28 protein-coding genes are annotated in these 26,702 nt (G+C 64.6%); 17 read left to right on the forward strand and 11 right to left on the reverse strand.

Annotated features, from left to right (window positions below):
• The first annotated feature begins 8 nt into the window (after window positions 1-8).
• From ABIC09_RS07205 to ABIC09_RS07225, 5 genes are all read left to right on the forward strand, one after another.
• Window positions 9-806 (forward strand): FAD binding domain-containing protein, encoded by a 798-nt coding sequence (locus tag ABIC09_RS07205; RefSeq protein ID WP_354108832.1) that lies wholly within the window; start codon window positions 9-11, stop codon window positions 804-806.
• Window positions 807-822: 16 nt separating this feature from the next.
• Window positions 823-2,307, forward strand: coding sequence for an amidase (locus ABIC09_RS07210; RefSeq protein WP_354108833.1), 1,485 nt, complete (start codon window positions 823-825; stop codon window positions 2,305-2,307).
• A 239-nt stretch (window positions 2,308-2,546) separates the two neighbouring features.
• Window positions 2,547-3,008, forward strand: coding sequence for an Hsp20 family protein (locus tag ABIC09_RS07215; RefSeq protein ID WP_354086118.1), 462 nt, complete (start codon window positions 2,547-2,549; stop codon window positions 3,006-3,008).
• A gap of 74 nt (window positions 3,009-3,082) precedes the next feature.
• Window positions 3,083-3,574, forward strand: a complete 492-nt coding sequence (locus ABIC09_RS07220; RefSeq protein WP_148754811.1) for an Hsp20/alpha crystallin family protein — start codon at window positions 3,083-3,085, stop codon at window positions 3,572-3,574.
• 87 nt (window positions 3,575-3,661) lie between these two features.
• The gene (locus tag ABIC09_RS07225) at window positions 3,662-3,997 is read left to right on the forward strand and encodes a hypothetical protein (RefSeq protein ID WP_354108834.1); all 336 of its coding nucleotides are present in this window, start codon (window positions 3,662-3,664) and stop codon (window positions 3,995-3,997) included.
• Window positions 3,998-4,087: 90 nt separating this feature from the next.
• Here ABIC09_RS07225 and ABIC09_RS07230 read toward each other — a convergent pair whose 3' ends face one another.
• The 4 genes from ABIC09_RS07230 to ABIC09_RS07245 form a co-directional block, all read right to left on the reverse strand.
• Window positions 4,088-4,264 carry a hypothetical protein gene (locus ABIC09_RS07230; protein ID WP_354108835.1) on the reverse strand — a complete coding sequence of 59 codons (177 nt, stop codon included), beginning with the start codon at window positions 4,262-4,264 and terminating at the stop codon, window positions 4,088-4,090.
• Entirely contained in the window at window positions 4,261-4,479 is a 219-nt protein-coding gene (locus tag ABIC09_RS07235; protein WP_354033051.1) for a hypothetical protein, read from the reverse strand. The genes ABIC09_RS07230 and ABIC09_RS07235 overlap by 4 nt, the downstream gene beginning before the upstream one ends.
• 142 nt (window positions 4,480-4,621) lie before the next feature.
• Window positions 4,622-5,521, reverse strand: a complete 900-nt coding sequence (locus ABIC09_RS07240) for a LysR substrate-binding domain-containing protein (RefSeq protein WP_148754809.1) — start codon at window positions 5,519-5,521, stop codon at window positions 4,622-4,624.
• A 74-nt stretch (window positions 5,522-5,595) separates the two neighbouring features.
• Window positions 5,596-6,564, reverse strand: coding sequence for a LysR family transcriptional regulator (locus tag ABIC09_RS07245; protein ID WP_354086121.1), 969 nt, complete (start codon window positions 6,562-6,564; stop codon window positions 5,596-5,598).
• A gap of 135 nt (window positions 6,565-6,699) precedes the next feature.
• Between ABIC09_RS07245 and ABIC09_RS07250 the strand changes: the two genes are divergently transcribed.
• The 7 genes from ABIC09_RS07250 to ABIC09_RS07280 all read left to right on the forward strand — a co-directional run bounded on the left by ABIC09_RS07250 (window position 6,700) and on the right by ABIC09_RS07280 (window position 15,890).
• The gene (locus ABIC09_RS07250) at window positions 6,700-8,013 is read left to right on the forward strand and encodes a cation:dicarboxylate symporter family transporter (RefSeq protein ID WP_354108836.1); all 1,314 of its coding nucleotides are present in this window, start codon (window positions 6,700-6,702) and stop codon (window positions 8,011-8,013) included.
• Between the two features lie 18 nt (window positions 8,014-8,031).
• Entirely contained in the window at window positions 8,032-9,066 is a 1,035-nt protein-coding gene (locus ABIC09_RS07255) for a PdxA family dehydrogenase (RefSeq protein ID WP_354108837.1), read from the forward strand.
• A complete protein-coding gene (locus ABIC09_RS07260; protein WP_354108838.1) occupies window positions 9,056-10,510 on the forward strand; it encodes an MmgE/PrpD family protein in 1,455 nt (484 codons plus the stop codon). The genes ABIC09_RS07255 and ABIC09_RS07260 overlap by 11 nt, the downstream gene beginning before the upstream one ends.
• A gap of 17 nt (window positions 10,511-10,527) precedes the next feature.
• Window positions 10,528-11,964 carry an MmgE/PrpD family protein gene (locus tag ABIC09_RS07265; protein WP_354108839.1) on the forward strand — a complete coding sequence of 479 codons (1,437 nt, stop codon included), beginning with the start codon at window positions 10,528-10,530 and terminating at the stop codon, window positions 11,962-11,964.
• 209 nt (window positions 11,965-12,173) lie between these two features.
• Entirely contained in the window at window positions 12,174-14,333 is a 2,160-nt protein-coding gene (locus ABIC09_RS07270; RefSeq protein WP_354108840.1) for a carboxypeptidase-like regulatory domain-containing protein, read from the forward strand.
• A gap of 59 nt (window positions 14,334-14,392) precedes the next feature.
• Window positions 14,393-15,184, forward strand: coding sequence for a fumarylacetoacetate hydrolase family protein (locus ABIC09_RS07275; protein WP_354033045.1), 792 nt, complete (start codon window positions 14,393-14,395; stop codon window positions 15,182-15,184).
• A gap of 289 nt (window positions 15,185-15,473) precedes the next feature.
• Window positions 15,474-15,890 carry a hypothetical protein gene (locus ABIC09_RS07280; RefSeq protein ID WP_354035306.1) on the forward strand — a complete coding sequence of 139 codons (417 nt, stop codon included), beginning with the start codon at window positions 15,474-15,476 and terminating at the stop codon, window positions 15,888-15,890.
• Window positions 15,891-15,899: 9 nt separating this feature from the next.
• Here ABIC09_RS07280 and ABIC09_RS07285 read toward each other — a convergent pair whose 3' ends face one another.
• From ABIC09_RS07285 to ABIC09_RS07300, 4 genes are read right to left on the reverse strand one after another with little or no spacing between them, the layout of a single operon-like run.
• Entirely contained in the window at window positions 15,900-16,640 is a 741-nt protein-coding gene (locus tag ABIC09_RS07285) for an IclR family transcriptional regulator (protein ID WP_148754800.1), read from the reverse strand.
• Window positions 16,641-16,661: 21 nt separating this feature from the next.
• Window positions 16,662-17,513 (reverse strand): HpcH/HpaI aldolase/citrate lyase family protein, encoded by an 852-nt coding sequence (locus tag ABIC09_RS07290; RefSeq protein ID WP_354108841.1) that lies wholly within the window; start codon window positions 17,511-17,513, stop codon window positions 16,662-16,664.
• The gene (locus ABIC09_RS07295) at window positions 17,513-18,001 is read right to left on the reverse strand and encodes a MaoC family dehydratase (RefSeq protein WP_347340246.1); all 489 of its coding nucleotides are present in this window, start codon (window positions 17,999-18,001) and stop codon (window positions 17,513-17,515) included. Before ABIC09_RS07295 ends, ABIC09_RS07290 begins: the two co-directional genes overlap by 1 nt.
• 9 nt (window positions 18,002-18,010) lie before the next feature.
• Window positions 18,011-19,213 carry a CaiB/BaiF CoA transferase family protein gene (locus ABIC09_RS07300; RefSeq protein ID WP_354086128.1) on the reverse strand — a complete coding sequence of 401 codons (1,203 nt, stop codon included), beginning with the start codon at window positions 19,211-19,213 and terminating at the stop codon, window positions 18,011-18,013.
• Between the two features lie 227 nt (window positions 19,214-19,440).
• Here ABIC09_RS07300 and ABIC09_RS07305 point away from each other — a divergent pair, with 227 nt between their 5' ends.
• Genes ABIC09_RS07305 through ABIC09_RS07325 form a run of 5 tightly spaced genes read left to right on the forward strand, consistent with a single transcriptional unit; the run spans window position 19,441 to window position 24,820 of the window.
• Complete coding sequence (locus ABIC09_RS07305; protein ID WP_354108842.1) at window positions 19,441-20,466, forward strand: TRAP transporter substrate-binding protein; 1,026 nt, start codon at window positions 19,441-19,443, stop codon at window positions 20,464-20,466.
• 27 nt (window positions 20,467-20,493) lie between these two features.
• Complete coding sequence (locus ABIC09_RS07310) at window positions 20,494-21,048, forward strand: TRAP transporter small permease (RefSeq protein ID WP_354108843.1); 555 nt, start codon at window positions 20,494-20,496, stop codon at window positions 21,046-21,048.
• A gap of 12 nt (window positions 21,049-21,060) precedes the next feature.
• On the forward strand, window positions 21,061-22,350 hold the full coding sequence (locus ABIC09_RS07315) for a TRAP transporter large permease (RefSeq protein WP_354108844.1): 1,290 nt from the start codon (window positions 21,061-21,063) through the stop codon (window positions 22,348-22,350).
• Between the two features lie 48 nt (window positions 22,351-22,398).
• Window positions 22,399-23,565, forward strand: a complete 1,167-nt coding sequence (locus tag ABIC09_RS07320) for an acyl-CoA dehydrogenase family protein (RefSeq protein WP_354035296.1) — start codon at window positions 22,399-22,401, stop codon at window positions 23,563-23,565.
• A 7-nt stretch (window positions 23,566-23,572) separates the two neighbouring features.
• A complete protein-coding gene (locus tag ABIC09_RS07325; RefSeq protein ID WP_354108845.1) occupies window positions 23,573-24,820 on the forward strand; it encodes an acetyl-CoA hydrolase/transferase family protein in 1,248 nt (415 codons plus the stop codon).
• Window position 24,821: 1 nt separating this feature from the next.
• Here ABIC09_RS07325 and ABIC09_RS07330 read toward each other — a convergent pair whose 3' ends face one another.
• From ABIC09_RS07330 to ABIC09_RS07340, 3 genes are all read right to left on the reverse strand, one after another.
• On the reverse strand, window positions 24,822-25,037 hold the full coding sequence (locus ABIC09_RS07330; RefSeq protein WP_354108846.1) for a hypothetical protein: 216 nt from the start codon (window positions 25,035-25,037) through the stop codon (window positions 24,822-24,824).
• A 105-nt stretch (window positions 25,038-25,142) separates the two neighbouring features.
• Complete coding sequence (locus ABIC09_RS07335; protein ID WP_354108847.1) at window positions 25,143-25,358, reverse strand: hypothetical protein; 216 nt, start codon at window positions 25,356-25,358, stop codon at window positions 25,143-25,145.
• A 13-nt stretch (window positions 25,359-25,371) separates the two neighbouring features.
• Entirely contained in the window at window positions 25,372-26,673 is a 1,302-nt protein-coding gene (locus ABIC09_RS07340) for a hypothetical protein (RefSeq protein ID WP_354108848.1), read from the reverse strand.
• Window positions 26,674-26,702 lie beyond the last annotated feature (29 nt).

Genomic DNA, 26,702 nt, shown 5'->3' on the forward strand with positions numbered 1-26,702 from the left:
GGACAACAATGAAACCATTTGCCTATCACCAGCCGAGCGAAATTCCAGACGCGGCCAAGCTCTTGATCTCGATCGAAGACAGCAAGCTCGTCGCCGGCGGCATGACGCTGATTCCGACGATAAAGCAGCGGCTGGCGAGCCCCGTCGCATTGGTCGATCTGTCGAAGCTCGGATCTCTCAAAGGCATCACCGACGACGGCGCCAGCATCACCATCGGTGCGATGACGCCGCATGCCGTGGTGGCTGCCTCCAGGCTTGTGCAGACGAAAATCCCCGGGCTCGCCGCGCTGGCGTCGATGATCGGCGATCCCGCCGTGCGCAACCGCGGCACAATTGGTGGCTCGGTCGCGAACAATGATCCCGCCGCCGATTATCCGGCCGGCGTGCTCGGACTCGGCGCCACCATCGTCACCAGCACGCGCGAGATCGCGGCCGACAAGTTCTTCCTCGGCCTGTTCGAGACCGCACTCGAGCCCGGCGAGATCATCACCGCGATCCGTTTCCCTGTGCCGCTCAAGGCGGGTTACGCGAAGTTCAAGGCGCCGGCGTCGCGTTATGCGCTGGTCGGCGTGTTCGTCGCGAAATTTGCCGATGGTGTCCGCGTCGCCGTAACCGGCGCGGGTCCCGGCGTGTTCCGCGTGCCGCCGATGGAGGTGGCGCTGTCGGAGAATTTTGATCCGTCCGCAATTGCGGCGATCAAGATCGACAACGACGGTCTCACCTCCGATATCCACGCCGAAGCCGATTACCGTGCGCATCTCGTCACGGTGATGGCCAAGCGCGCCGTCGACGCGGCGCTCAGCTAACTCTTTAGGGTTGATGATGACTGATGGTTCCGGCCGAGCGGCCTTCCCGCCGGCGCCGACTGGCCTTGGCGCGCTTTCTGCAACCGAGATCATGGCCGGCTACCGCCGCAAGGCGTTCACCCCGCGCGATGTCGTCGACGACACCATTGCCGCGCTCGAAGCCACGAATGAAGCCTGCAATGCGGTGGTGACACCGATGTACGAGCAGGCGAGGACGGAGGCCGACCGTCTCACCAGGGAGATGCGCGCGGGCGAGGTGAAGGGATCGCTCGCCGGCGTACCTGTCACGATCAAGGATCTCGTGTTTGTCGCGGGCGTGCCGGCCTATGCCGGCTCACCGATGAACAAGGCGTTCGTGCCCGATGTCGATGCCGCCGTGGTGTCGGCGCTGAAGGCGTCCGGTGCGATCATCACCTGCAAGACCACCACCTGCGAGTCCGGCTACAAGCTGACGGCGGATAGCCCCGTCACGGGTACGACGCGCAATCCCTGGAATCCCGGCCGAACCAGCGGCGGCTCGAGCGGTGGCGCGGCTGCGGGTGTGGCCGCGGGCTGCGGCCCGATCGCGATCGGCACCGATGGCGTCGGCTCGATCCGCGTACCGTCATCATTCTGCGGCGTGTTCGGGCTGAAGCCGACTTTTGGCCTGGTGCCGCGCTCGCCCGGCTTCTCGCCGCCGTCCTGGGCCTCGCTCGCGCATACCGGACCGATCACGCGCACGGTCGCGGATGCGGCGCTGGTGCTGGAGATCATCGCTGCTTACGATCCACGCGATCCCGCGAGCCTGCCGGTGTCGCCGCGCTGCTTCGATACGAACGCGACCTCATTGAACGGCCTCCGCATCGGTGCGAGCGCCGATCTCGGCTACGCCCCGATCAACGCTGACGTCCGCGCGGCATTCGGCAAGGCGCTCGCCATTCTCGATTCCTGCGGCGCGCAGGTCACCATGGATGGCCCGGGTCTCGATCCCGGCATTCTCGAGCACACGCTGAAGCCGATCGCCTTCACCGAGCAGGCGGCGGCGGTGGCGACCAAAAGCACGGCCGATCTCGCCAGCTCCGAAGCCGACTATCGCGACGTCGTCAGCGCCGGCCGCCACTACAGCGGCACGGATTATATCGAAGCCAGCTACCGGCGCGGCCAGGCCCGCAATGCGTTCCTGAAATTGTTCGAGCGCGTCGATGCGCTGGTGACGCCGACGGTCGCGGTGACCGCATTCGAGGCCGGCCGGATCGGCGTCGACACGATCGACGGCAGCAAGGTCGATCCGCATCTCGGCTGGTCGCCCTTTACCTGGCCGATCAATCTCGCCGGTCTTCCGGCGGCGACGCTACCCTGCGGCTTCGATCGCGACGGTTTGCCGATCGGCCTTCAGATCGTTGCGCCATGGCTCGACGAGCCCACGATTTTCCGGATCGCAGCCGCGTTCGAAGCGGCGCAGCCCTGGGCCAGATTCTGGCCGCCGCTGGCCTTGCGCGAACCGGCCCGCGCGAAGGCTTGAGGCAAATCCGGCCTGGAACTCACCGGCCGTCTTGCCAGACCGTACCGCGCGCTCGAAAATTTTTTCGACCGCCCTCTTGAAACCGATATCCCTTCTTCTAAGTCATTTTTGCCGCGAGAGCGGTGTGCCGGGTGCCCGAGAGGGCCCGGCGCGGGCGCTGGGCCGGTGTCTTCGGACCCTGTCTGAAAACCCTGTCCTGCGTTCCTTCGTATCCATCTTGCTCTTTGGAGGACTTGGTTATGAGGACCAGCTTTGACTTCGCGCCGCTGTGGCGCTCCACCATCGGCTTCGATCACCTAGCCGACCTCGTCGACAGCACGCTGCGCCAGACGACCGAGGACAACTACCCCCCTTATAACATCGAGCGGTCCGGCGAAGACCACTACCGGATCAGCCTCGCCGTGGCCGGCTTCGGCGTCAACGACATCACGGTGACGGCCGAACAGAACGCGCTCACAATCGAAGGTCGGAAGCCCGACGACGCTGCGCGCGAATATCTCTATCACGGCATCGCTGCGCGTCCATTCCGGCGCGTGTTCAACCTCGCCGACTACGTCCAGGTGAAGCAGGCGTCCTTCCAGGACGGCCTCTTGATCGTCGACCTGGTCCGTGAGGTCCCGGAAGCCATGAGGCCGCGCCGGATCCAGATCGCGGGTGCGGCCCCTCCTGCATCTCAGATCGAGCAGAAGGAAGCAGCCTAACGCGCGGTCGAGGGATTGGCGGAACGCGGCGCTCAGATGCGCGCCGCGCTCCCAGATGCATGAAGGAGAGAACCATGGCTTTTCGTGATCTCATTCCCTGGTCAAAGAGCCAGGAGCTTGCGCCGGTCCGCGACAGCTTCGATCCGTTCCTGACGCTTCATCGCGAGATGAACCGTCTGTTTGACGACGTGTTTCGCGGTTTTGCCGGGAGCAACCTGTCGCCCATTATGGAAGGCCGTTTCGGCTGGCCCAAGGTCGAACTCAGCGAGACCGACAATATGCTGACCGTCACGGCCGAACTTCCGGGACTGACGGAGAAGGACGTCGAGGTCGAAATCGCCCACGGCGTCCTCACTCTCCGCGGCGAGAAGAAGGCCGAGCGCAACGGCGAAGGCAGGTACTTCACCGAGCGTTACTACGGCGCATTCGAGCGGCAAGTCCCGCTCGAAGACGTCGAGGAAGACAAGGCCGAGGCGTCGTTCAAGAACGGCGTCCTGACCGTCTCGTTGCCCAAATCCGAGAAGGCGCGGGAAGGCATCAAGCGTATCGCGATCAACACGCACTAGCTTGAACGCGGATGGCGGCGGTGCCCGCCGCCATCCCATCATCAACCTACCATCCCTTCGAAAGGAGCGTAAAGGGAGGCACAACCGATGACCAACGTGAACACGAATTCGGACAATCTCAACCTACTGTTTCACCCGGCGGCGCACTACGGCTCGCCCGCTGACGTCCTGAACGCAGAAGAGCTATCTGCGCCGGAGAAACGGATTATCCTGTCGTCCTGGGCGTCCGATATGTACGCGGTCGAATCCTGTCCCGCCTTGCGCGAAGTCCCCGGCATGTGCCACACCGTTCGGCTCGCCGATATTCTCGCGGCCCTGCGCCGGCTCGACAGCGACAATGACGACGACGACCCGCCGCGTGGCGGCGGTGTCCCGATGCGTCTACGGCGGCCTTGGGCCGCCGCAGAGCGGCAAGGCGCATGATGCAGGGGGCAACCGCCTCGTCCGCTAAGTCGATTGCCGGAGACCTGACCTTCAGCAACCGCCGACGGCGGAGCCTCACCACCGGACAGCTCATGCCGCCCGGCGATCGAGCTCGCCCTGGAAATCCCTGATCAACCGCCGCTCGCGCTCTATCCGTTGCCGATAGAGTTCGCGCTCATGCTCGGTCTTCGCGCTGGCAGGAAGAAGTTCGTCGTGCCCGATCACCTTCTCGCTGCCTCGAATGAGCAGGTCCCGGGCGACGTTCATTGCGCCGCTCCCGTATCGATCGGTGCCTTCGAGGCGAAGATGGAAACCGGAAAGGCCGCGGCGGCGAGGCTATCAAGGGCCGACTGCTCTTCTGCCAGGCGTCTCTCGATGTACTGGCGTTCTATCTCTGTCAGCCTGGTCTTCAGCAGTCGCCGATAACGGTGGATGTTATTCCTGTGCACGCGAATTTGAGGCAGAGATTCGTTGAGCATCATCGTCTCCGACGGTCGCATTGGGTCCTTGAATTTCGAGGGTGAGAGAGAGATCTCTAGATCTCTCGGCGCAAAAAATATGCAGCTGAAAGTCGCTGTCAAGACGTTCGTGATATTGCTGCGCTTGCGAACTTCGCGTGGCGGTTCAAGACAACTCGATCGGCGCACCGCGGCCGCTGAGCTCTTCGTCAAGGCGCAGATAATGCGCGAGATAGTCGTGCAGCGCGGTCGCCGCCTTCGAGGTGGCGCCGCTCGACTTGTAGAGCAGGAGCTCGATCTTCGGCAGCGGGGGCAGGCCCTCGTTCGGGCCGATCTCGCGCATCGCCGGCACCAGCGCGCTGCGGCCGAGCACGGTGACGGCCATGCCGGCAAAGGCTGCGGCTTGCAGTCCGCCGACGCTTTCGCTGACGCAGGCGATGCGCCAGCGCAAATTCGCGCGCTCCAGCGTATCGATCGCATAGTCGCGATAGATGTTGCCCGGCGGCAGCAGCGCGAGCGGGATCGGGCGCTCCTGGTGCGCGGCGGATTGCTCGCCGGTCATCCAGACCAGCTGCTCGCGCCGCACCACCTGGCCGCCGGTGAAATCGTTCATGCGGGTGACGAGCGCGATGTCGACGTCGCCGCGCTTGACGAGGCCGACCAGCGGCGTCGACAGCGCGCAGTTGAGCTCGACCTGCACGCGCGGAAACGATTTTCGGAACACGCTGAGGATCGACGGCAACATGAAGGCCGCGTAGAGGTCGGGCGTGCCGAGCACGACCTGGCCCTCGATCTCCTGTGACGCCAGCTGCGAGATCAGCTCGTCATGTAGCCGCAGGATGGATTTGGCGTAGGTGAGAACCGTGGTGCCGTCGTCGGTCAGCATCAGCCGCCGGCCCACATGCTCGAACAATTGCTTGCCGGTGAGCTCCTCCAGCCGCTGCAATTGCAGCGTGATCGCCGGTTGGGTGCGGCCCAGCCGTCGCGCGGTCTCGGTGATGCTGCCGGTCTCGACCACCGAGATCAGCGACCGGAGCATGCGGATGTCGAGACTGATGAGGTTCATGCGGCGTCCCTGTCGCCCAGAATTTATGCAAGTTCCATGCTAGGGCTCACTTGCCAGGGCTCACCTGCTAGGGCTCACTTGGCCCGAGACGCAGATGCGGCGGATTTCACGCCCGGCCGGCCCTTGCGCACCGAATTCCAGAAATTCTCGGCCGCCCGGGTCATGCGGGCGCGGGTGCGAAACAGCGACACGTTGATCGGAATGTCCCATTCGCCGCCGCCCGCACGCAGCAGGCGGCCGGTGTCGAGATCGGCGCAGACGAGGCTCATCGGCGCCCATGTCACGCCGCGTCCCTCGCGCGCCATGTCGATCAGCAGCATGACTGGCGCGGCGAAACCGGGAACGAGCCAGGCCACCGGATCCTTTGCCGCCAGGAACGATGTGACAAGCCGTCCCACACCCGAGCCCGGGTGATAGGCGAGATAGGGCAGCGGCGCGCCGGATGCGCCGGGCAGGGCGTAGCGCGGCTGCGTGCTCTTGCTGCGCCGTCCGCCGCGGCCCGGCTTTGCCGCCGGAGCGCTGATCGGGATCAGCACGTCGGTTGCGAGATCGATGCGCTGGAAGCGGTCCATGTCGAGCCGGCTCACCAATGACGGATGGTAATGCGCCAGCATGAAGTGGGCCTGCGCGTCCAGCAGCAGCTTCTCGCAGCCGGCGAAATTCGAAGCGACGAGCTGCACGGCCGAGCCGTCGCGCGCGCCGTCCGAGTTGCGGATCCATTCCGGGAAGAAGGTCTGCGACAGCGAATGCGTGGCGACGAAGGTGATGGTCTCGGCCTTCAGCCGTGCGACCTCGAGCGCTTCCTCGCGACCGACCAGGATCCGGCGCAGCACGTCCTCCGCGACGGGACGAAAGCTCTCGCCGGCGGCCGTCAGCGTGATGGTGTGGGTCGAGCGTTCGAACAGCTGCGTCCCCAGCCAGTCCTCGAGCGACTTGATGCGGCGGCTCAGCGCCGGCTGGGTCACGTGCCGTCGCTCGGCGGCGCGGGAGAACCCGCCCTCCTCGGCGATGGCAAGGAAGTCCTCCAGCCAGACCAGGTCCATAATAACGTTTTGTCCTCAAATCATACCGATACGGCATTAGCGCCTGACACGCCGCTGGTCCAATGTAAACGCCATCGAAAGACAAGAACGAAGCGCCCTCAACGCATGGCGCCGAAGACGTTGGAGGAAAATACATTGCAGATCGCCGCGACGCCGCTGTCTGAACCCATATCGAGCTCCACGTCCAGCCGCCGCCGCAAGCCGCTCTGGCGCGAGCAGTATGTCCTGGTGGTTGCCGGTGCTGCGCTCGGGGCTCTGCTCGGCGCTCTGTTTCCGAATTTTGCGGTGGAGCTCAAGCCGCTCGGCGATGTCTTTATTTCCTTGATCAAGATGACGATCGCGCCGCTGATCTTCCTGGTCGTGGTCACCGGTATCGCGCAGGTCGGCGACATGAAGGCGGTCGGCCGCATCGGGCTCAAGGCTTTCGCCTATTTTGAGGTGGTGACGACGATTTGCCTCACGATCAGCTTCGTCGTGGTGCGCTGGGTCCAGCCCGGTGCCGGCGTGGCGCATGCCACCGCGCAGCAGGCCGAGACGGTCGCGCGCTATCAGCAGGCTCATGTCGGATCATTGTCCGCCTACATCCAGCACATGGTGCCGGAGAGCTTTGTCGGTGCGTTCGCGGCCGGCGACGTGCTTCAGGTACTGGTGCTGGCGCTGCTCTGCGGCATCGGCCTGTTGCTGCTCGGCGACAAGGCCGGTCCGTTGCGGACCGGCCTGGAGCGGGTGACCGAGCTCGTCTTCAGTGTCGTCCATGTCGTGGTGGCGCTGGCGCCGATCGGTGCGTTCGGCGCCATGGCGTTCACGGTGGCGAAGTTCGGTGCCGCGACGCTCTATGCGCTGGCGCTTCTGGTCGGCACTGCCTGGGCGATGATGGCGTTCTTCATCTTCGTCATCCTCGGCACCATCTGCCGCCTGGTCGGCATTCGCCTGATGGACCTCTTGCGCCTGCTGCGCACCGAGCTGCTCGTGGTGCTCGGCACTTCGTCGTCGGAGACCGCCATCCCCGGCATGATGGAAAAGTTGCCGAAGGCGGGCGTAGGGCGTGCTGTCGCGGGCCTCGTCATTCCCTCCGGCTATTCCTTCAATCTCGACGGTGTCGCGCTGACATTGCCGCTCTCGACCATCTTCGTCGCCCAGGTCTATGGCGTCGAGCTGTCGGCCGCGCAGCAGCTCAGCCTGTTCGTGGTGATGCTGTTCACCAGCAAGGGCGCAGCCGGCGTCACCGGCGGCGCGTTCGCGGCACTTGCTGCGACCGTCGTCGCCGCAGGGCTGCCGGCGGAAGGACTGGCACTGCTGCTCGGCATCGACCGTTTCATGTCGCTGGCGCGCGCCATCACCAACACCATCGGCAACGCGGTCGCCGCGATCGTGGTCGCCAAATGGGACGGCGAATTCAATCGCGAGGACTGGGCTCAGTCCGCCGCACAAATCCAGCAAGCGAAGTAAGGATCCAAGGTCTCCAATATGGCTACCAGCACCAACGAACTTCCCGTCATCGCGCTGACCCCTGGTGACTGCACCGGCATCGGTCCCGAACAGGTCGCGCGCATCCTCTCCGACGACCGCCTCGCCGACGTCGCGCGCCTCGTCGTGGTCGGCGATGCCCGCGTGCTCGACATGGGCATGGATCATGCCGGCGTGAAGCTGAAGGTCGAGCGGATTGCCTCGCCCAAGGCCGCCAAATGGGGCCGCGGCACGGTGCAGCTTGTTGATCTCGGCAACACCGATCCTGCCAAAATCCCGCTCGGCAAGGCCAGCGCCGAGTCCGGCCGGTTGACCGGCGAGACGCTGTCGCGCGCGATCGATTTCTCCAGGGACGGCGAGGTCGACGCCATCACCTTCGCGCCGCTGAACAAGCGCGCGATGTTCGACGGCGGCTGGAAGTTTCCCGACGAGCACAAGATGTTCGCGAGCCTGCTCGGGCACAAGACCTATTTCTCCGAGATGAACGTGCTCGATGGCCAGTGGATGTCGCGCGTCACCGGGCATCAGTCGCTGCGTGAAGCGCTCGACGGCATCAATCCGGAGAGCATCACCGATGCGATCGAGCTGGTCGACCGGATGATGCGGCGAGCCGGCGTCGCCAAGCCGCGCATTGCGGTTGCGGCGCTCAATCCGCATGCCGGTGAGAACGGCCTGTTCGGCCGCGACGAGATCGAGATGATCCGCCCGACGGTCGAAGCCGCCGCCCAGACCGGCATCGCCTGCACCGGACCTTATCCCGCCGACACAGTCTATATCCGCGCCTTCGCCGGCGAGTTCGACAGCGTGGTCGCGATGTATCACGACCAGGGCCAGATCGCGACCAAGCTGCGCGGTTTCAACCGCGGCGTCACCGTCACCGCCGGGCTCGAGACCGTCTTCACCACGCCGTCACACGGCACCGCGTTCGATATCGTAGGCCAAGGCGTCGCCAACACCGGCGCGCTGGAGAGCGCGGTACGTCTGGCCGCCAAGCTGGTGTCGATCAAGGTCGAGGAGGCCGCCTATGCACACTGATCGCAGAACCCTGCTCCAGGCGGCAGCCGCGCTGCCCTTCGCAACTGTCGCCACCAACACGGCCTTTGCGCAAGCCTCGCCTGCGGCTCCTGCCGCGGCGCCGCCGAAGGACGTCACGCGCGCGCTCGCGCATTATCTCGTCACCGCAAGCTATGACGACCTGCCGGCCAATGTCCGGAAAGAGGGCATCCGCACGCTCCTGAACTGGGTCGGCGTCGCCATCGGCGGCTCGCATCACGAGACGGTCGATATCGCGGTGTCCGCGCTCGGCCCGTTCTCGGGGCCGCAGCAGGCTTCCCTGTTCGGGCGGCGCGAGCGGTTCGACATCATGAACGCCGCCTTCATCAACGGCGTGTCGAGCCACATCTTCGACTATGACGACACGCATCTGAAGACTATCATCCATCCGGCCGGTCCCGTGGCCTCGGCGATCCTCGCGCTGTCGGAAATGCAGCCGGTCTCCGGCAAGGAGTTCTTGAACGCACTGGTGCTCGGCGTCGAGACCGAGTGCCGGATCGGTAACTCGGTCTACCCGAACCATTACGATGTCGGCTGGCACATCACCGGCACGGCCGGCGTGTTCGGCTCGGCCGCGGCCGTCGGCAAGCTGCTGAAATTGAACGAGCAGCAGATGACCTGGGCGCTGGGTCTTGCGGCGTCGCAGCCGGTGGGCTTGCGCGAATCCTTCGGCTCGATGAACAAGAGCTTCAATCCGGGCCGCGCGGCTTCCAGCGGCATCTTCGCCGCGATCCTGGCATCGAGGAACTTCACCTCGTCCGACGCGATGATCGAGGCCAAGCGTGGCTGGGCCAACGCGATCAGCACCAAGCAGGACTACAACGAGATCCTGGGTGACCTCGGCAAGCGTTATGAGGCGGCGCTCAACACCTACAAGCCGTTCGCCTGCGGTATCGTCATTCATCCCGCGATCGATGCGGCGATCCAGCTCCGCAACGAGAACAGGCTGACCGCCGACCAGATCGAGCGGGTCGATCTCAAGGTCCACCCGCTGGTACTGGAGCTGACGGGCAAGAGGACGCCAAGCCAGGGCCTCGAAGGCAAGTTCAGCATCTACCATGCGGTGGCGGTGGCCATTGTCGAGGGCGCTGGCGGCGAGAAGCAGTTCAGCGACCGCGCGGTGACCGACCCGACCATCGTTGCGCTCCGCGGCAAGGTCAATCCGATCATAACATCAGGCATCAAGCCGGAGCAGGTCGATCTCACCATCGTGCTCAAGGACGGCCGCAAGCTGAACCGCTACATCGAGCACGCGATCGGCAGCGTCGAGGTGCCGATGACCGACAAGCAGCTCGAAACCAAGTCCTCCGATCTTGCCGACGGCATCATTCCCGCTGCGACGATCCGACGCGTGATGGACGCCTGCTGGAATGTCGAGAACCTGCCGAGTGCGGCGGAGATCGCCAAGATGTCGGTCGCGGTCTGATCGCGAAGGAGGGAAGCATGCCATCGCGCCGCCATTTCCTGCGGTCCGCCGGGTCGGTTGCCGCTCTGGCAGCCACCGGCGGCCGCATGGCCGTCGCAGCCGGCCCGGGCGTGACGGAGCGTCTCGCCCGCTACATGGTCGCCGCACGCGATCAAGAGTTGCCCGAGCAGGTGCTGCGCGAATGCAAGCACCGCATCCTCGATACGCTCGGCGCGATGATCCCGGGCTCGCGGATGAAGCCGGGCGAGATGGCGTTGAAATATGTGCGCACACTCGGCGGTGACGCCCAGGCCTCCGTGGTCGGCTCCGACTTCCGCTCCACGGCGGTCAACGCAGCGCTGGCCAATGCGATGTGCGCCCATGCCGACGAGACCGACGATTTCGAGCCCGTCACCAAGGCGCATCCGGGATGCTCGGTCGTGCCGGCCGCGCTCGCTACCGGCGAGGGGGAACATCGCAGCGGACAGGATGTCATTCGGGCCGTCGCGCTGGGCTACGATTTGACCTGCCGCCTGCTGATGGCACTGGGCCCCGATCTCGTGCGTGGCGCCCACCGGAGCGCCGAAGGAACGTCATCGACCTTCGGCGCGCTCGGTGCGGCTGCATCACTGGCGCGGCTTGATGAAACGGGGATGCGCTACGCGATTTCCTACTCCTCGCAGCAGGTTTCCGGGTTGTGGAGCTGGGTGAAGGACCACGACCACATCGAGAAGGCTTTTGACTTCGCCGGCATGGGAGCCCGCAATGGCGTCATGGCCGTCGACATGGTGCTCAGCGGCCTGACCGGCGTCGACGACGTGCTCGACGGCACCCATAATCTCTTCATCGCGCTCTCGACCGATCCGAAGCCGGAGGAGATGGTGAAGGATCTCGGCAAGCTCTTCTATGTCACGGAAACCGCGATCAAGACATTCTCGGTCGGCTATCCCATCCAGTCGCCGCTGGATGCGATGCTGACGCTGCGCAAGCAGTATAGCCTCACGCCGGATAGCGTCCGTAGCATCCTGGTCAGGTTGCCGACCGATGCGATGGGGATCGTGGGCGAAAGCGCGATGCCTGATGTCAATTGCCAGCACCTCGTGGCGGTCGCGCTGGTCAAGGGCGGAGTGTCGTTCAACGACAGCCACGATGTCGCGCTGATGCGTGATCCGAAGATCCTGGAGCAGCGTGCCAAGGTGACGCTGGCCGGTGACAAGGCGCTGATGGATCCGGTCGCGCCGCGCGGCGCTGTCGTCGAGGTGACATTGACCGATGGCAAGAAGGTCGAGCACTTCACGAAATATCCGCCGGGCACCAGGGAGAATCCGCTCAGCACGGAAGCCGTCGCGGCGAAGACGCGGGATCTGATTGCGCCGGTGCTGGGCAGTGACAGGGCCGAGAAGCTGATCGACCAGATCGGCAATCTCGAACGGCTTGACGACGTCGGAAAGTTGAGGCCATTGCTCAGCGCGTGATGCAAGGCCAACAACAAGGTAAGCATCGGGAAAAACACATGGGCGGGATCATCTTTCGCTCCTTCATGTCCGCGAGCGTGGCCATGCTGGCCTGCGGCGCAGGATTATCCGTTCCAGCGCGTCAAGATCATCGTGCCGTTCCCGGCCGGCGGCTCAAACGAAATCATCGCCCGAATTGTCGCGACGCAACATAACGCATGGGAGGAATGATGGGCTTGAAGCGAATGCTTGCCGGCTGTCTCGGCGCGATGGCGCTGCTGCACGCCGGTGCCGCCGTGGCGGCAATTGTCGAGATCTCCGCCAACGATATCGGTGGGCAGGTGACCAGCGAGAACGGCGTCGAGGCGGGCGTCTGGGTGATCGCCGAGACGCGGGATCTCCCGACCAAATACGCCAAGGTGGTGGTGACCGACGATCAGGGCCGTTTCGTCATCCCGAATCTTCCCGCAGCCAGCTACAAGGTCTGGGTGCGCGGCTATGGCTTGCAGGACACCGCGCAACAGGATGCACGTCCAGGCAAGGTGCTGGATTTCAAGGCCGCTGCCGCCTCACCGAAGGAGGACGCTCAGAACTATCCGGGCATGTATTGGTATTCGATGCTCGACATCCCCAGACCTGAGGAGTTTCCCGGCACCGGCGACAAGGGCAACAAGATGCCGGATACCATGAAGTCGCAGGCCCAGTGGGTCGATACGGTCAAGAACATGTGCCAGTCCTGCCACGCGCTCGGCACGCGCGGCATCCGCGAGATCCCGAAGGTGTTCACCGATGGGTACGATTCCCACACGGCATGGGCCGTCCGCACCCAGGCCGGACAGGCCCAGGAATACATGGCGACGGTGCTGGCCAGCATGGGTCCGGAAAAGGTCTATGACCTGTTCTCGAAATGGACCGATCGTATTGCAGCCGGCGAGTTACCGTTCGCCAAGCCCGAGCGGCCCAAGGGCATCGAGCGCAACGTCGTCTTCACGATGTGGGATTGGGCGACGCCGACGCACTATCAGCACGATGCGATCTCGACCGACAAGCGTAACCCGCGGGTCAACGCCAACGGCCTGATCTACGGATCGTCGGAGGAGAGTTCGGATCTCGTGCCGACGCTCGACCCGGTCAGGAATGTCGCCGGGACCATCAAGCATCCCTATCTCGATCCTAACACGCCATCCTCGACCGACGCGCCGCGCGGACCGTCGGCCTATTGGGGCGACGAACCGATCTGGGATGGCCACACCAGTATCCACAACGTCATGATGGACGAGCAGGGCAAGGTCTGGTTCACGGCGCGGCTGCGCCCGCCGGCCAACCCTGACTACTGCAAGCAGGGCCCGGATCTGCCGTCGGCGAAGGTGGCGCCGCAGGCGACCTCGCTGCGCCAATTGTCGCGCTACGATCCCGCGACCGGCAAATGGGACCTGATCAACACCTGCTTCACGACCCATCATCTCTACTTCGACGACGATGCCAACCAAACGCTGTGGACCAGCTCCGGTGGTCCGGGCCTCGGCGGCGGCATTGTCGGCTGGCTCAACACCAAGCAGTATCGCGAGACTCTCGACAACGTAAAATCGCAGGGCTGGACGCCGCTGATCATCGACACCAACGGCAACGGCAAGCGCGATGCCTATGTCGAGCACAAGGATCCCGTCGATCCGGCCAAGGACAAGCGCATCGCCGCGTCCTTCTACGGCATCATGCCGAGTCCGGTCGACGACACGATCTGGGGCCAGGCGATGGATCGAGGCTTCTCCCGCATCGATCAGCCCGGCTACATCGTGCGCGTGGTGCCGGGACCAGATCCCGCCAATACCGCGCTCGCCGAAGTCTATCAGCCGCCGGAGGGCACGTTCGGCCCGCGCGGTCTCGACATCGGGCTTGATGGTGTGGTGTGGACGGTCTTGTCCAGTGGTCATCTCGCAAGCTTCGATCGTAAGCTCTGCAAGGGCCCGCTGAACGGCCCGACCACGGCGGAGGGCAAGCAGTGTCCCGAGGGATGGAAGACCTGGCGGATGCCCGGGCCGCAGTTCAGGGGGCTCGACGCCAGCGGCAGCGCCAATCATGCCTATTATGTCTGGGTGGACCGCTACAACACGTTCGGCCTCGGCGCGAACGTGCCGATCGCGAGCGCCAATGGCAGCGAGTCCCTGCTGGCCCTTGTCAACGGCGAGCTGGTGAATCTGCGCAATCCATACCCGCTCGGCTTCTTTACCAAGAATGTCGACGGGCGGATCGACGACCTCGATACCGGTTGGAAAGGTCGTGGCCTGTGGAGCACGACCGGAACGCGGGCGAGCTTCCATGGGGAAGGCGGCAAGGAGGCTTCACCTAAGGTCTACAAAGTGCAGATGCGGCCTGATCCATTAGCCCATTGACCCTTTCGCCCCAAGAATAGCGCCGCTGCAAACCAGCGGATAAGCCAGGGAACAGAATCATGACGAAAACTTCTCGACGTGACGTGCTCACCGCCGCAGCCGCGATGACCGCGGCGGGCCTTGCCGATACGGCGCCGGCCGCAGCGCAGGCCGCACCCAAGCCGATCTTCCCGGTGCCGATGGTCGCGATCCCGATCGTTGGCGAGACTCAGGTGTTCCAGGTCCGCCGCATCTATTGTATCGGTCGCAACTACGCCGCGCATGCGATCGAGCGCGGCTCGGATCCGAATCGCGAGCCGCCATTCTTCTTCCAGAAGCCGACGGACGCGATCCAGAACGTCGCGATCGGTGAGGTCGCCGATCATCCCTATCCGTCGCTGACCAAGAACTACCACCACGAGGTCGAGCTGGTCGCCGCATTGAAATCCGGCGGCGCCAACATCCCGGCCGAGAAGGCGCTCGACCACGTCTATGGTTACGCGCTCGGCCTCGACATGACCCGGCGCGATCTCCAGAACGGCATGGCCGCGGAGAAGAAGCCGTGGGAGATCGGCAAGAGCTTTGACCATGCGGCGGTGCTCGGTCCGATCCATCCCGCGAGCAAGACCGGCCATTTCGAGAGGGGCGCCATTTCGCTCGCGATCAACGGCACCGTGAAGCAGAGCTCGGATCTCAGCAAGATGATCTGGAGCGTTGCCGAGCAGATCGCAAAGCTCTCGGAAGCGTTCGAGTTGAAGGCCGGCGACATCATCTATTCCGGAACGCCGGAGAATGTCGGGCCGGTCGTGAAGGGCGACGTGCTATTGTGCAAGCTCGAGGGCCTCCCGGATATGTCGATCAAGATCGTCTAATGGCGGCAGTACGGGTGAGGGGGACTCTCCGCGAGTCCAGTTCTCACCGTGATTGCGGATGCAGCCCCTCACCCCAACCCTCTCCCCGTAAGAACGGGGCGAGGGAGAAGACTGCAGCTTGTCGGTGAGGCGTCCGAGGCGCCGAGCGACATCGCACCGCCGGAACCATGGGCGGCGAAGGTCTTTGAATTGCCGGAGTTCCATCGGCCATTGCCCTCCGTTGGGCAACGAACAAACCTCGTGCGGCCATATTTGAGTAAGAGTGATCTCCCCTGAAGGAGGCGCTCCGATGAAGAAAGCTCTGATCACTGCCGTCGTCATGCTGGCTGGCGTGCCCGCAAGTGCCGTTGCGCAGGAGCGCGCTGGCGCTGCGGCGCTCGGCGCCGTGTCCGGCGCCGTCGTGCTGGGCCCGATCGGTGCGGTCGCCGGCGCAGTTGTCGGCTACACCGCCGGACCTTCGATCGCGAGGTCATGGGGCGTGAGAGGTTCGCGGTCGGCAAGATACCGGCAGCCGCAGCGACGTCAGGCGAACCGCTTGGCCACTACCAGCGCTCCACAGTCCACGCGCGCGGCGATCGAATCCAACGGCCAGATGAGAGCTGCCAGCAATCCGCCGGTTCAAGCCGCGCCTGCGGTGCAGGCCGTTCAAGCCGCTCCGGCGGCGCCGGCAGAGACCTCGACGCCGCCCGTTCAGGGATTCGACTGAGGCTGTGGCTTACGCCGCAGACTTCGGTCGCAGCCGGTCGACCGTCCGCGCGATCAGCGACGCGACGTCTGCCACCTTCGGCCCAATCCGAAACTCCGGCCCTGCGACGACAACCGACAGGCGGCGGTCGCCGATCGGCAGCGGGATCGCGGCGCCGGCGAGGTCGCGGCTGTAGTCGGCAAAGCTCTGGCAGTAGCCGCGCTCGATCGAATTGCGCAGCTCGGCTTCCACCGCCTCGATGCTGATCGGCGTCGACGGGCCGTATTGCTTGAATTCGATCTTGCGATAGACGGAGTCGCGCTCCTCCGGCGAATATTGCAGCAGCAGCGCGCGGCCGCTGGCAGTGGCGTGAATCGGCACGCGGTGCCCGATGGTCGCGAAATAGCGGATCGCGGCTTGGGACTCGACGACGTCGATGAACACCGCCATCACGCCCGCCGGCGCCACGATCGACGCGGTCTCGCCGGTCTCGGCGGAGAGATCGGCGATCAGCGTATGCGTCCAGGGCGGCAGCGGTTCGACCTCGGAGATCATCCGCGCCATCGCGAGCCATCGCGGCGTCGGATAGAATCCGGCGCGCGGACGCGGTTCGTAGAGATAGCCCTTCTCCGACAGCGTCGCGAGCAGGTTGAAGGTCGACGAGCGCGGCCAGCCGAAATGATCGGCGATTTCGGCAAGCGTCGCCGGCTTCCTCGTTTGCGCGAAGAATTCCATGATCTCCAGGACGTTTGCGGCTTGGCGAACGATCATGGCGGGGCTTTGCGTCCTAATTTAGGGCTGGCCGAGGATCTTCTTCGCGGCGCGAAGATGCGGCTTGTCGATCATCTGGCCGTCGAGCCGCAGCGTGCCGGAATTTGGATTGCTCGCGAACGCCGCGATCACCTTCTCCGCCCATGCGCGCTCGGCGTCCGTCGGCGCGAACGCCGCGTTGACGACGTCGACATGTTTCGGATGGATCAGCGCCTTCGCTGAAAACCCGTCGCGCCGCGCCGCGCACGTTTCCTGCTCGAGGCCTGCGAGATTGTCGATGTCGGTATAGACCGTGTCGATCGGCGCCACTTCCGCCGCGGCCGCCGCCATCAGGCAGAGATCGCGCGCGAGGCGATAGGGGCTGTGGAACACACCGCCCGACGCCTTCTCGGTCGCGCCGAGCGAAGCCGAGAGATCTTCCGCGCCCCACATCAATCCGGCGAGGCGAGGGGAGCAGCCCTTGTAGCTGCCGAGGCCAAAGATCGAGCCGGCGGTCTCCGTTGCGACGCAGACGATGCGCGTCGTGCCGACCGCGATGCCGGCCGCTGCTTCCAAAGCTTCCAGCCAGGTCGCGACGCGCCGCACGTCGTCGCCGCCTTGCGATTTCGGCAGCACGATACCATCGGGCTTGCCCGGCATCACCGCGGCGAGATCGGTCAGCGTCACGCCGGTGTCGAGCGCATTGACGCGGACATAGAGCTGATGCGGGCCGCGAGAGCCCTTCAGCATCGCCAGCGTCAGCCCGCGTGCCTCCGGCTTCTTGTCGGTGACGACGGAATCCTCGAGATCGATGATCAGCGCGTCGGCCTTGCCTTCGCTCGCCTTCTCGAATTTGCGCGGGGAATCGCCCGGCACGAACAGCATCGAACGCATCAGACCGGCCTCTTGTGCATCATCGCCATGCGGCGGCATTTGCCGACGATCTCGTCGTTCTGGTTCAGTGCGTGGTGCTCGAACTCGACGATGCCCGCTCTCGGGCGCGATTTGGATTCTCTCAACGAAAGCACCTTCGTCGTCGCCCGCAGGGTGTCGCCATGGAAGACCGGTTTTGGAAAAGTCACGTCGGTCATGCCGAGATTGGCAACGGTGGTGCCCATGGTCGTATCATAGACCGTCATGCCGATCATGATGCCGAGGGTGTAAAGGCTGTTGAAAATGCGCTGGCCGAACTCGGTCTTTTCGGAGAAATGCGCGTCGATGTGCAGCGGCTGCGGATTGAGCGTCAGCAGGCTGAACATGGTATTGTCCATCTCCGTGACGGTCCGGGTCAGCGGATGCCTGAACTCCTGGCCCACGGAAAAGTCTTCGAAATAAAGTCCGGCCATCGCGGTTTCCTCCCGGTATTGTTGCGATTTGGCCAGCGCCTGCCGCTAGGGCGGCGGCGCCAGGTGAACTGCCTTCTGCTCTGCGAGCCGCTCGATCTCGTCGGCCGAGAAGCCGGCCTCGCGCAGTATGTCGCGGCCATGTTGGCCGAGTGTCGGTGCCGGGCCAGCAGCCTCCGGCTGGGTCACGCTCCAGGTCGAGGGTACGCGCATCTGGCGGATGCGGCCTTCCACGGGGTGGTCCACCGTCCTGAAGAAGTCGATGGCTTTGAGATGCGGGTCATCGAGGATCGTCTCCAGCGTATGCATCGGCATCACCGGAATGTCGGCGCTCTCCAGCAACTCGCGCCATTCGGCAGTGGTGCGGGTGAGGAAAATGTGCCCGATCTCCTCGTAGATCTCGTCGATGTGTTTTGTGCGCGCGGCGTGGTTGGCAAAGCGCGGCTGCTCGAGGAAATGCGGCTGCCCGATTGCCTCGAAGAAGCTGCGCCAGTGCTTGTCGTTGTAGATGAGGACGCAGAGATAGCCGTCGCTGGTCTTGTAGGGACGGCGATAGCGCGACAGCAGGCGGGCATAGCCGCCATGGTCGAGCGGCGGATCGTAGGTGAGACCGCCCAGATGATCGACCAGCACGAACTCCGTCATCGATTCGAACATCGGCACGTCGATGCGCTGGCCCACACCGGTGCGCTGCTGGTGCATCAATCCGCCCATGATCGCATTGACCATCATCAGCCCGACGATGCGGTCGGCAATGGTGACGGGAACGTAGCGCGGCGTGCCGTCGCCGGCGGCCGCAAGCAGCGTCGGAATCGTGGCGGCGCCCTGGATCAGATCGTCATAGGCGGGCTTGGCGGCGTAGGGGCCTGACTGGCCGTAGCCGAACGCGCCGACATAGACCAGCGACGGATTGATCGAGCGAAGCGTCTCGTAATCGAGGCCGAGCCGCGCCATCGCCTGCGGGCGCACATTATAGACAAGCGCGTTGGCGCTTTTCGCCAGCCGCAGCAGCGTATCGCGTCCTTCGGGCGTCTTGAGGTCGAGCACGATGCTGCGCTTGCCGCGATTGGCATTGTGGAACATCCCGCCCATGCCGGGTGTGCGCCCGGGGCCGATCTGGCGAACGATGTCGCCTTCGGGGCTTTCGACCTTGATGACGTCAGCGCCCATGTCCGCCAGCACCTGGGTGCCATAGGGGCCCATCAGCACCGAAGTCAGGTCGAGAATGGTGAAGCCGGCGAGCGGTCCCATGGGGCCTCGTGGGATGAATTCATATATGTGGAGTTAGAATTCATAAACCGGCGATGTCAATCGGCTGGGCCGGCGAGCAACGCATAGCTCCATGCATAGTTCATATACTTGACAGATAAATTCACATATATGTACTTTTTCCTCAAGCAAGAAATGGAGCGTGGGGCCGAACGGCTTGGCAGCAAACGGCTGCCGCCTTCGGCGTGGGACGCGTCAGGGAGAATGAAATGAAGACAAATCTGGTCCGGGCTGCAGCCGTGCTCGCTTTGTCGCTGCCGGTCTCGACACTGTCGGCGCAGGCGCTTGAGCTCAAAGTCGCCGACAGCTTCCCCGCCGGACATTATCTCGTCCGCCTGATGCTCAAGCCCTGGATCGACGACGTCACCAAGCGCACCAACGGCGCGGTGACCTTCACCTATTACCCGAACCAGCAGATCGGCAAAGCCGCCGACATGCTGCGGCTAACCCAATCGGGCGTGGTCGATATCGGCTACATCGGGCCGTCGTATGTTTCGGACAAGATGCCGCTATCGGAAGTCGCGCAGTTGCCGGGTGCGTTCGCGACCAGCTGCCAGGGCACGCTTGCTTATTGGAAGTCCGCGCGCGAAGGCGTGCTGGCCAGCCGCGAATACGCGCCGAACAAGATCAAGCTGCTGATGGCCGTGGTGCTGCCGCCCTACCAGGTGTGGACCGTCAAGTCGAAGGTCGAGACCACCAAGGACATGCAGGGCCTGAAGCTGCGCACCACCGGCGGCGCGCAGGATCTCACGCTGCGGGCGCTCAACGCCGTGCCGGTGCGCATGGCCGCGCCCGATGCCTATGAGTCGCTGTCGCGCGGCACGATGGACGGGCTGCTGTTCCCGCTCGACAGCGTCGTCGCCTATGGCCTCGACAAGCTGGTCAAGCACGCGACCGAAGGCGTCAGCTTCGGCAGCTTCATCGTCGCCTATTCCATCAGCCAGTCGGTCTGGGACAAGCTGCCCGACGACGTGAAGACCGCGATGAACGAGGCCTCGGATGCGATCACGCCGAAGGCTTGCGCCGATGTCGACAAGGAAGGCGAGGTGACCAAGAAGCACATGCAGGACGAAGGCGTCAGCTTCGATCCGCTGCCGGAAGCGACGCGCGCCGAGATGAAGGACAAGCTCAAAGGCGTCGGGCATGAGTGGGCAGCCGGTCTCGACAGCCGTGGCAAGCAGGCGTCTGCCGCGCTGAAGGAGTTCGAAGACTTGCTTGGCGCCGACAGCAAGTAATCCGCAAATCGAACAGGGAGGCGCGAAATGATCGAACGGGCGGGGCATGTGCTCGGCGCACTGGAGCGCGCGCTGACGGTGATCGCGGTGCTATTCATGTTTGTGATCATGGTGCTGGTCGTGACCGACGTGTTCATGCGCTACGCGCTGAACAGCCCATTCTCCTTCACCTATGATCTGATCGGGCTCTATCTGCTCGCGGGCGTGTTCTTCTTCACGCTGTCGGATGCCTTGCGCGAGCATGTCCATGTCGGCGTCGACATCCTGTTGTCGCGCTTCTCGCCGGCGGGGCGGCGGCTGTCCGAGATCGTCACCGCGCTCGCAGGCCTGTTCGTGTTCGTCCTGATCTGCAAGGTCGGGTTCGCGCGCGCGCTGGAGAATTACGAGCAGCATGACGTGCTGTCAGGCGCTATTCCCTGGCCGACCTGGATTTCGGCGGCGCTGGTGCCGTTCGGCTGCGGCGTGCTGGTGCTGCGGCTGGCGCTGCAGCTGGTCGGCAATGTGCTGAGCCTCGTCAGCGGACGCGACCTCTATCCGCTGCCGCCGGTCACCGGCGTCGGCGAAGCGCGCGGCTTCGAGTAACGGCGGATATCCATGACACCTCTCATCGTTCTCGCTCTGCTGTTCGGCCTGCTTGCGCTCGGCACGCCGGTCGGTTTTGCCATGGCCTTTTCCGGCTCGGTCGGCCTCGTGATGGTCGGCGGCTTTCCGACCTTGTTCGGCATCCTGGAGACCGCGCCGCTCTCGACCGTTTCCTCCTACGAGCTGATCACCATTCCGATGTTCCTCCTGATGGCGGACCTCGTGCTGCTGTCCGGCGTTGCGGATGATCTGTTCAAGACAGCCTCTGCTTGGGTCGGGCGTGTTCCTGGCGGCCTCGGCATGGCGACAGCGCTTGCCGGCGCAGGCTTCGGCGCGATCTGCGGCACCTCGACGGCATCGGCTGCGACGCTGTCCTCGACCAGCCTTCCCGCGATGATCCGCCAGGGTTATGAGCCGAAGATGGCTGCCGGCATGGTCGCGATCTCGGGCACGCTGTCGATGCTGCTGCCGACCAGCGTCGCGCTCGTCATCTTCGGCCTGCTCGCCGAGGTGAACATCGGCAAGCTCCTGATCAGCGGCATCATCCCCGCGATCCTCGTCACCTTCACCATCATGGCCACGATCTACTTTTTGGTCTGGCAGGATCCCTCGCGCGCGCCGGCCGCGAAATCGGTGCCGTGGCGCGAGAAATTCGCGCTGCTGTGGCAGGTCTCGCCGATGGTGGTGCTGTTCTCGATCGTGACGGGCACGATCTATCTCGGCGTCGCGACGCCGACGGAGGCATCCGCCTTCGGTGCGTTCGGCGCCTTCCTGCTCGCGATCGTCAAGGGCAAGATCACGCCGTCCTCGCTCTACAAGACGCTGCTGCGCGCCTGCCATGGCACCTGCATGATCATCATGATTCTGGTTGGCGCCTCGATCTTCGGCTATTTCTTCACGCTCACTCATGTGACGCAGGACCTCGTCGCCTGGATCGGCTCGCTGCCGGCCTCGCGCTGGGTCATCATTACGTTGATCCTGTGCGGGTACATCGTGCTCGGCTCGTTCATGGACCAGATCGCGATCCTGGTGCTGACCGTGCCGATCGTGCTGCCGCTGATCAAGACGCTCGGCTTCGATCCGATCTGGTTCGGCGTCATCAAGATCGTCACCGCCGAGGTCGGCATGATCACGCCGCCGGTCGGGCTGAATTGCTTCATCGTCGCACGCTACGCCAAGCGGCCGGTGGCGGAGGTGTTCCACGGCACCTTTCCGCACTTCATCGCCCACCTGATTGCGATCGCGATTCTGGTGGCGTTTCCGTCTATCATACTCTGGCTGCCGTCGCAGATGGGGCGCTAGCTCAAGCGCAATGTTATTGCGCTTGAGAGCCTCCACAAGGAGACCACCATGGATTTCGCGCTCACCGATCAGCAGGAAGCCATTCGCGACGCCATCGCCAAGATCTGCGAAGGCTTTCCCGATGCCTATTGGCTGAAAAAGGACCACGACGGCGGCTTCCCGCATGACTTCCACAAGGCGCTGGCTGACGCCGGCTGGCTCGGCATCTGTGTGCCGGAGGCCTATGGCGGCTCGGGGCTCGGCATCACCGAAGCCGCGATCATGATGCGCACGATCGCGGAGTCGGGCGCCGGCATGTCGGGCGCCTCCGCGGTGCACATCAACGTGTTCGGTCTCAATCCCGTGGTCGTGTTCGGCACCGAGGAGCAGCGCAAGCGCATGCTGCCGCCGATGGTCGAGGGCCGCGAGAAGGCCTGCTTCGCCGTCACCGAGCCCAACACCGGCCTCAACACCACCCAGCTCAAGACCCGCGCGGTCGCCAAGAACGGCCGCTACATCGTCAACGGCCAGAAGGTGTGGATCTCGACCGCACAGGTCGCGCACAAGATCTTGCTGCTGGCGCGCACCACGCCGCTGGAGGAGGTGCGCTCGCCGACCCATGGTCTCAGCCTGTTCTACACGGATTTCGATCGCAAGAAGATCAAGGTCCATGAGATCGAGAAGATGGGCCGCAAGGTCGTCGATTCCAACGAGCTGTTCTTCGAGGATTTCGAGATCCCGATGGAGGACCGCATCGGCGAAGAGGGCAAGGGCTTCCAGTACATCCTCGAAGGCATGAACCCCGAGCGCATCCTGATCGCGGCGGAAGCCGTCGGCCTCGGCAAGCTCGCGCTGTCGCGCGCGACCGAATACGCCAAGACGCGCGTCGTCTTCAATCGTCCGATCGGCAAAAATCAGGGCATCCAGCATCCGCTCGCGGTGAATTGGGTCGAGCTCGAGGCGGCCTGGCTGATGGTGATGCAGGCGGCCTGGCAATACGACAAGGGCTTGCCGTGCGGCGCCGGCGCGAATGCTGCGAAATATTTTGCAGGTGAAGCCGGTTACCATGCCTGCGAGCAGGCGGTGATGACTCATGGCGGTTTCGGCTACGCCAAGGAGTTCCACGTCGAGCGTTATTTGCGCGAGGTGCTGATCCCGCGCATCGCGCCGGTCAGCCCGCAGCTCGCGCTCAGCTTCATTGCGGAAAAGGTGCTGGGCCTCGCGAAGTCGTATTGAGGCGGCAATGCCCGGGGACACCGCGCCAATCGGCTTCTCCGGCTTGGTCCGTGAGGGCGATCTCGTGGTGTGCGGCCAGGCGACGGCAGAGCCGGTCACCTTGACTGAAGCGCTGATGGCGCAGGCCGGAAATCTGCCGGCATTCCGGATGATGGTCGGGCCGATCTTCTCGGAAACGTTCTTCGCGGCCTGTGCGCCCAACGTGTCGTTTAACAGTTATGGCGTGATCGGCAATGCGCGGCGGCTCGCCAGGGCTGGGCGGCTCGAAACGATCCCGAGCAACTACAGCGCCTTCTGTGCCGACTTCGCCTCGCGGCGGCATCAGGCCGATGTCGTCCTGGTGCAACTCGCCGAGTCCGGGGGGCGGCTCAGTGCCAGCCTCTCCAACGATTACGTCATCGATGCCGCGCGTGGTGCGCGCCTCGTGATCGCGGAGATCAACCGGGATGGACCTTTCACATTCGGAGCCGAATGGCCGGGCGACGTGCCGATCCACATCCGGGTGGCGGCCCTACGCCCGCCGGTCGAATTGGCGTCACCGCCGCTCGATGATATTTCACGGCGCATCGCCGCGCACGCGGCGAGCCTGATCGTAGATGGCAGCACGCTCCAGTTCGGTGTGGGGCGCATTCCGGACGCGATCCTCTCGTCGCTCTCCCACGCACGCAATCTCGGCATTCACTCCGGCCTGATCAACGATGCCGTGGTCGACCTGATCGAGCGCGGCGCGGTCACGAATGCGGAGAAGGGAATCGATGCGGGGGTCACGGTCACCAACCAGGTGATCGGCACGAAGCGGCTCTATCGTTTCGTGCACGAGAACAAGGCGGTCGCAGTGCGGCCGACGTCCTACACGCACGGCCACGGCGTGCTGGCGCGGATCGACCGGCTGGTCGCGATCAATTCGGCGCTTCAGGTCGGGCTCGACGGCAGCGTGAACTCCGAGACGCTGAATGGCATTGCGATCGGGGCGATCGGCGGGCAGCTCGATTTCGTACGTGGGGCCAATGCGTCTCCCGGCGGGCGGGCGATCATCGCGCTGCCGGCGACGGCATCGGATGGCACCAGCCGGATCGTCGCCCATGTCGAGACGGTGACGACGCCCCGCGCCGATGTCGATGCCATCGTCACCGAATGGGGCATCGCCGAGCTACGCGGCTGCGGTCTCGCCGAGCGCGCGCGGCGGATGATCGCGATCGCGGCACCGGAGCAGCGCGATGTGTTGTCGGAGCAGCTCCGCGGCTCGGCGCGCTAGCTCAGTTCATCATGGCAAGCGTCGGCCGCTCGCTCTCGGCAGATCCGATGATCCCGGGGAGATCGGTCACTTCGCCCGCGATCATGATCGACATCCGCCAGAACAAATGGGCCAGGCGCGAGAACACCAGCCGCTCGCGCTCGGCGGCAACGGTGCCGTCCGGGATCGTCACGGTCTCCAGTCCGACCACTTTCTTAAAGTCGGGCCAGATCATCATCGATTGCGCGATGACGGAGTAGCAGTGCGGATTCTCGTCGCTTTCGTCGGGCGCAGGCGGCAGCCCCGGATATTGCGTCGCCGCGGCGTAGAACTTGTAGGCACCTTAGCCGAGCTGCAGCAGGAATCTTTCGGGGACCGCAACGTCGGCGGCGAAAGACACCAGACGTGCCTCGCTCAGGATCTCCGGCTCGATGGCTCTGAGGTCCTGGGCGCGGAGCGCGGAGCAGAACGCGAGCTCGCGATTGTGCTCGCGCAGCAGGTTGGCTAGCGGTTGCTGCTGTTGCACGGTGTCGGTGAGCAGGATGATGGTCTTGAGCATCGCGTGATGTCCCTCAGAGGAAGAGATGGCGGGCGGTCATGACGGCGTCGTCGGCCGCGCAGTGGGTGAAGAAGTCGTTGGCGATGCGCTGTCCCGGCGCGATCTCCAGGATGCGGTAATGCGCCAGCGCCGCCGCATCACGCGCCGCGCCGACATCGTCCTGCCAGGCGCAGAGCGACAGTTCGAGGCGGCCATAACCACCGCAATCGGCGGCATAGGCGCCAGTCACGGCTTCGACGGTGGCGGCGACCGCGCCGGCGTCGCTGGCCGAGATATCGCGCAGGATCACCGCGATGCCTTTGCCGGCCTCGGCCTTCGATGTCATGACCATGAAGGCATCGCGCGCGCCGGTGCGGCCGGCGCGGCGTGCGGTGCGCACGAGGCCGGCGAAGGCCGGATCAGGGCCGAGCTCCAGCGTCGTCGTCTGCTGATCATGCAAGATCGTCGCGCGGATCGCGCCGAGATCGCCCTTCAGCGCGTGATACGACCGCGGCAGCCACACCATGTCGAGCGGCACCTGCGAAGAGGTCAGGCTCCAGGCCTGGTCGAGCAGATAGCCCTCCCAGATCGCGGGATAGGACGCGGCGAGATGCTGCCAGGTGCGTAGCAGCATCTCCGCAGCCCCGGTGCGGCCGAGATAGAGCGTGCGGGCCGACATCTCCCAGCGATTCCACTTGTGGAGTGCGATGTCGCCGCCGAGGAACGACGGTAGCAGCGGCGCCTCGCGGAGCACGGCGCCGGCTTCGATGAAGAGCAGCGGCTCGCGATACTTGTTCCACATCCGCAGCATGAACTCCGCCTTCTCGAAGCAGAGCAGGCGGTCGCCGAACTGGGTGTCGATCGGCTCGATATGACAGGCGAGATCAAATCGTTCGAGCGAGTGCCGGAGCTCGAACGCGGCGGTCGCGTCGCCGCCGCGCGGGTAACAGGAGACGATCCGCGGGCGGGCGGTGGATGTATCGGCGGCCGCCAGGAATTTCGACCAGCCGATGCCGCCCCACCACATCTCGTGCGGGCCGTCCGCGCCGCAGGGGCCGACCGTGCCGAACTCGGTCAGCTTGGACTTGAGGAAATCGAATCCGGGGTTCTCGCTGGCCGGAATGACGACGGCACAGCCGGGATTGAGCGAGCGGTAGAACAGCTCCGCGGCCGCGCCGCTCGGCGGCTCCTTGAGGATGACAACGCCGCTGCGCCCGCTCCCGGCGTCCAATGTCGGGGCGCCATATTGGTCGGTCAGCCAGTCCAGTCGATCGCGCTGGGCCCGGCCGAGCCGGATGCCGCCGGATTGCAGGAGGTCATCAAGGTTTGCGTGCATCCCGTCCGTCAATTCCGTGCCCCTCGCCT

It is taken from the genome of Bradyrhizobium sp. S3.12.5, assembly GCF_040548225.1.
In the GTDB taxonomy this organism is placed as follows: domain Bacteria; phylum Pseudomonadota; class Alphaproteobacteria; order Rhizobiales; family Xanthobacteraceae; genus Bradyrhizobium; species Bradyrhizobium cytisi.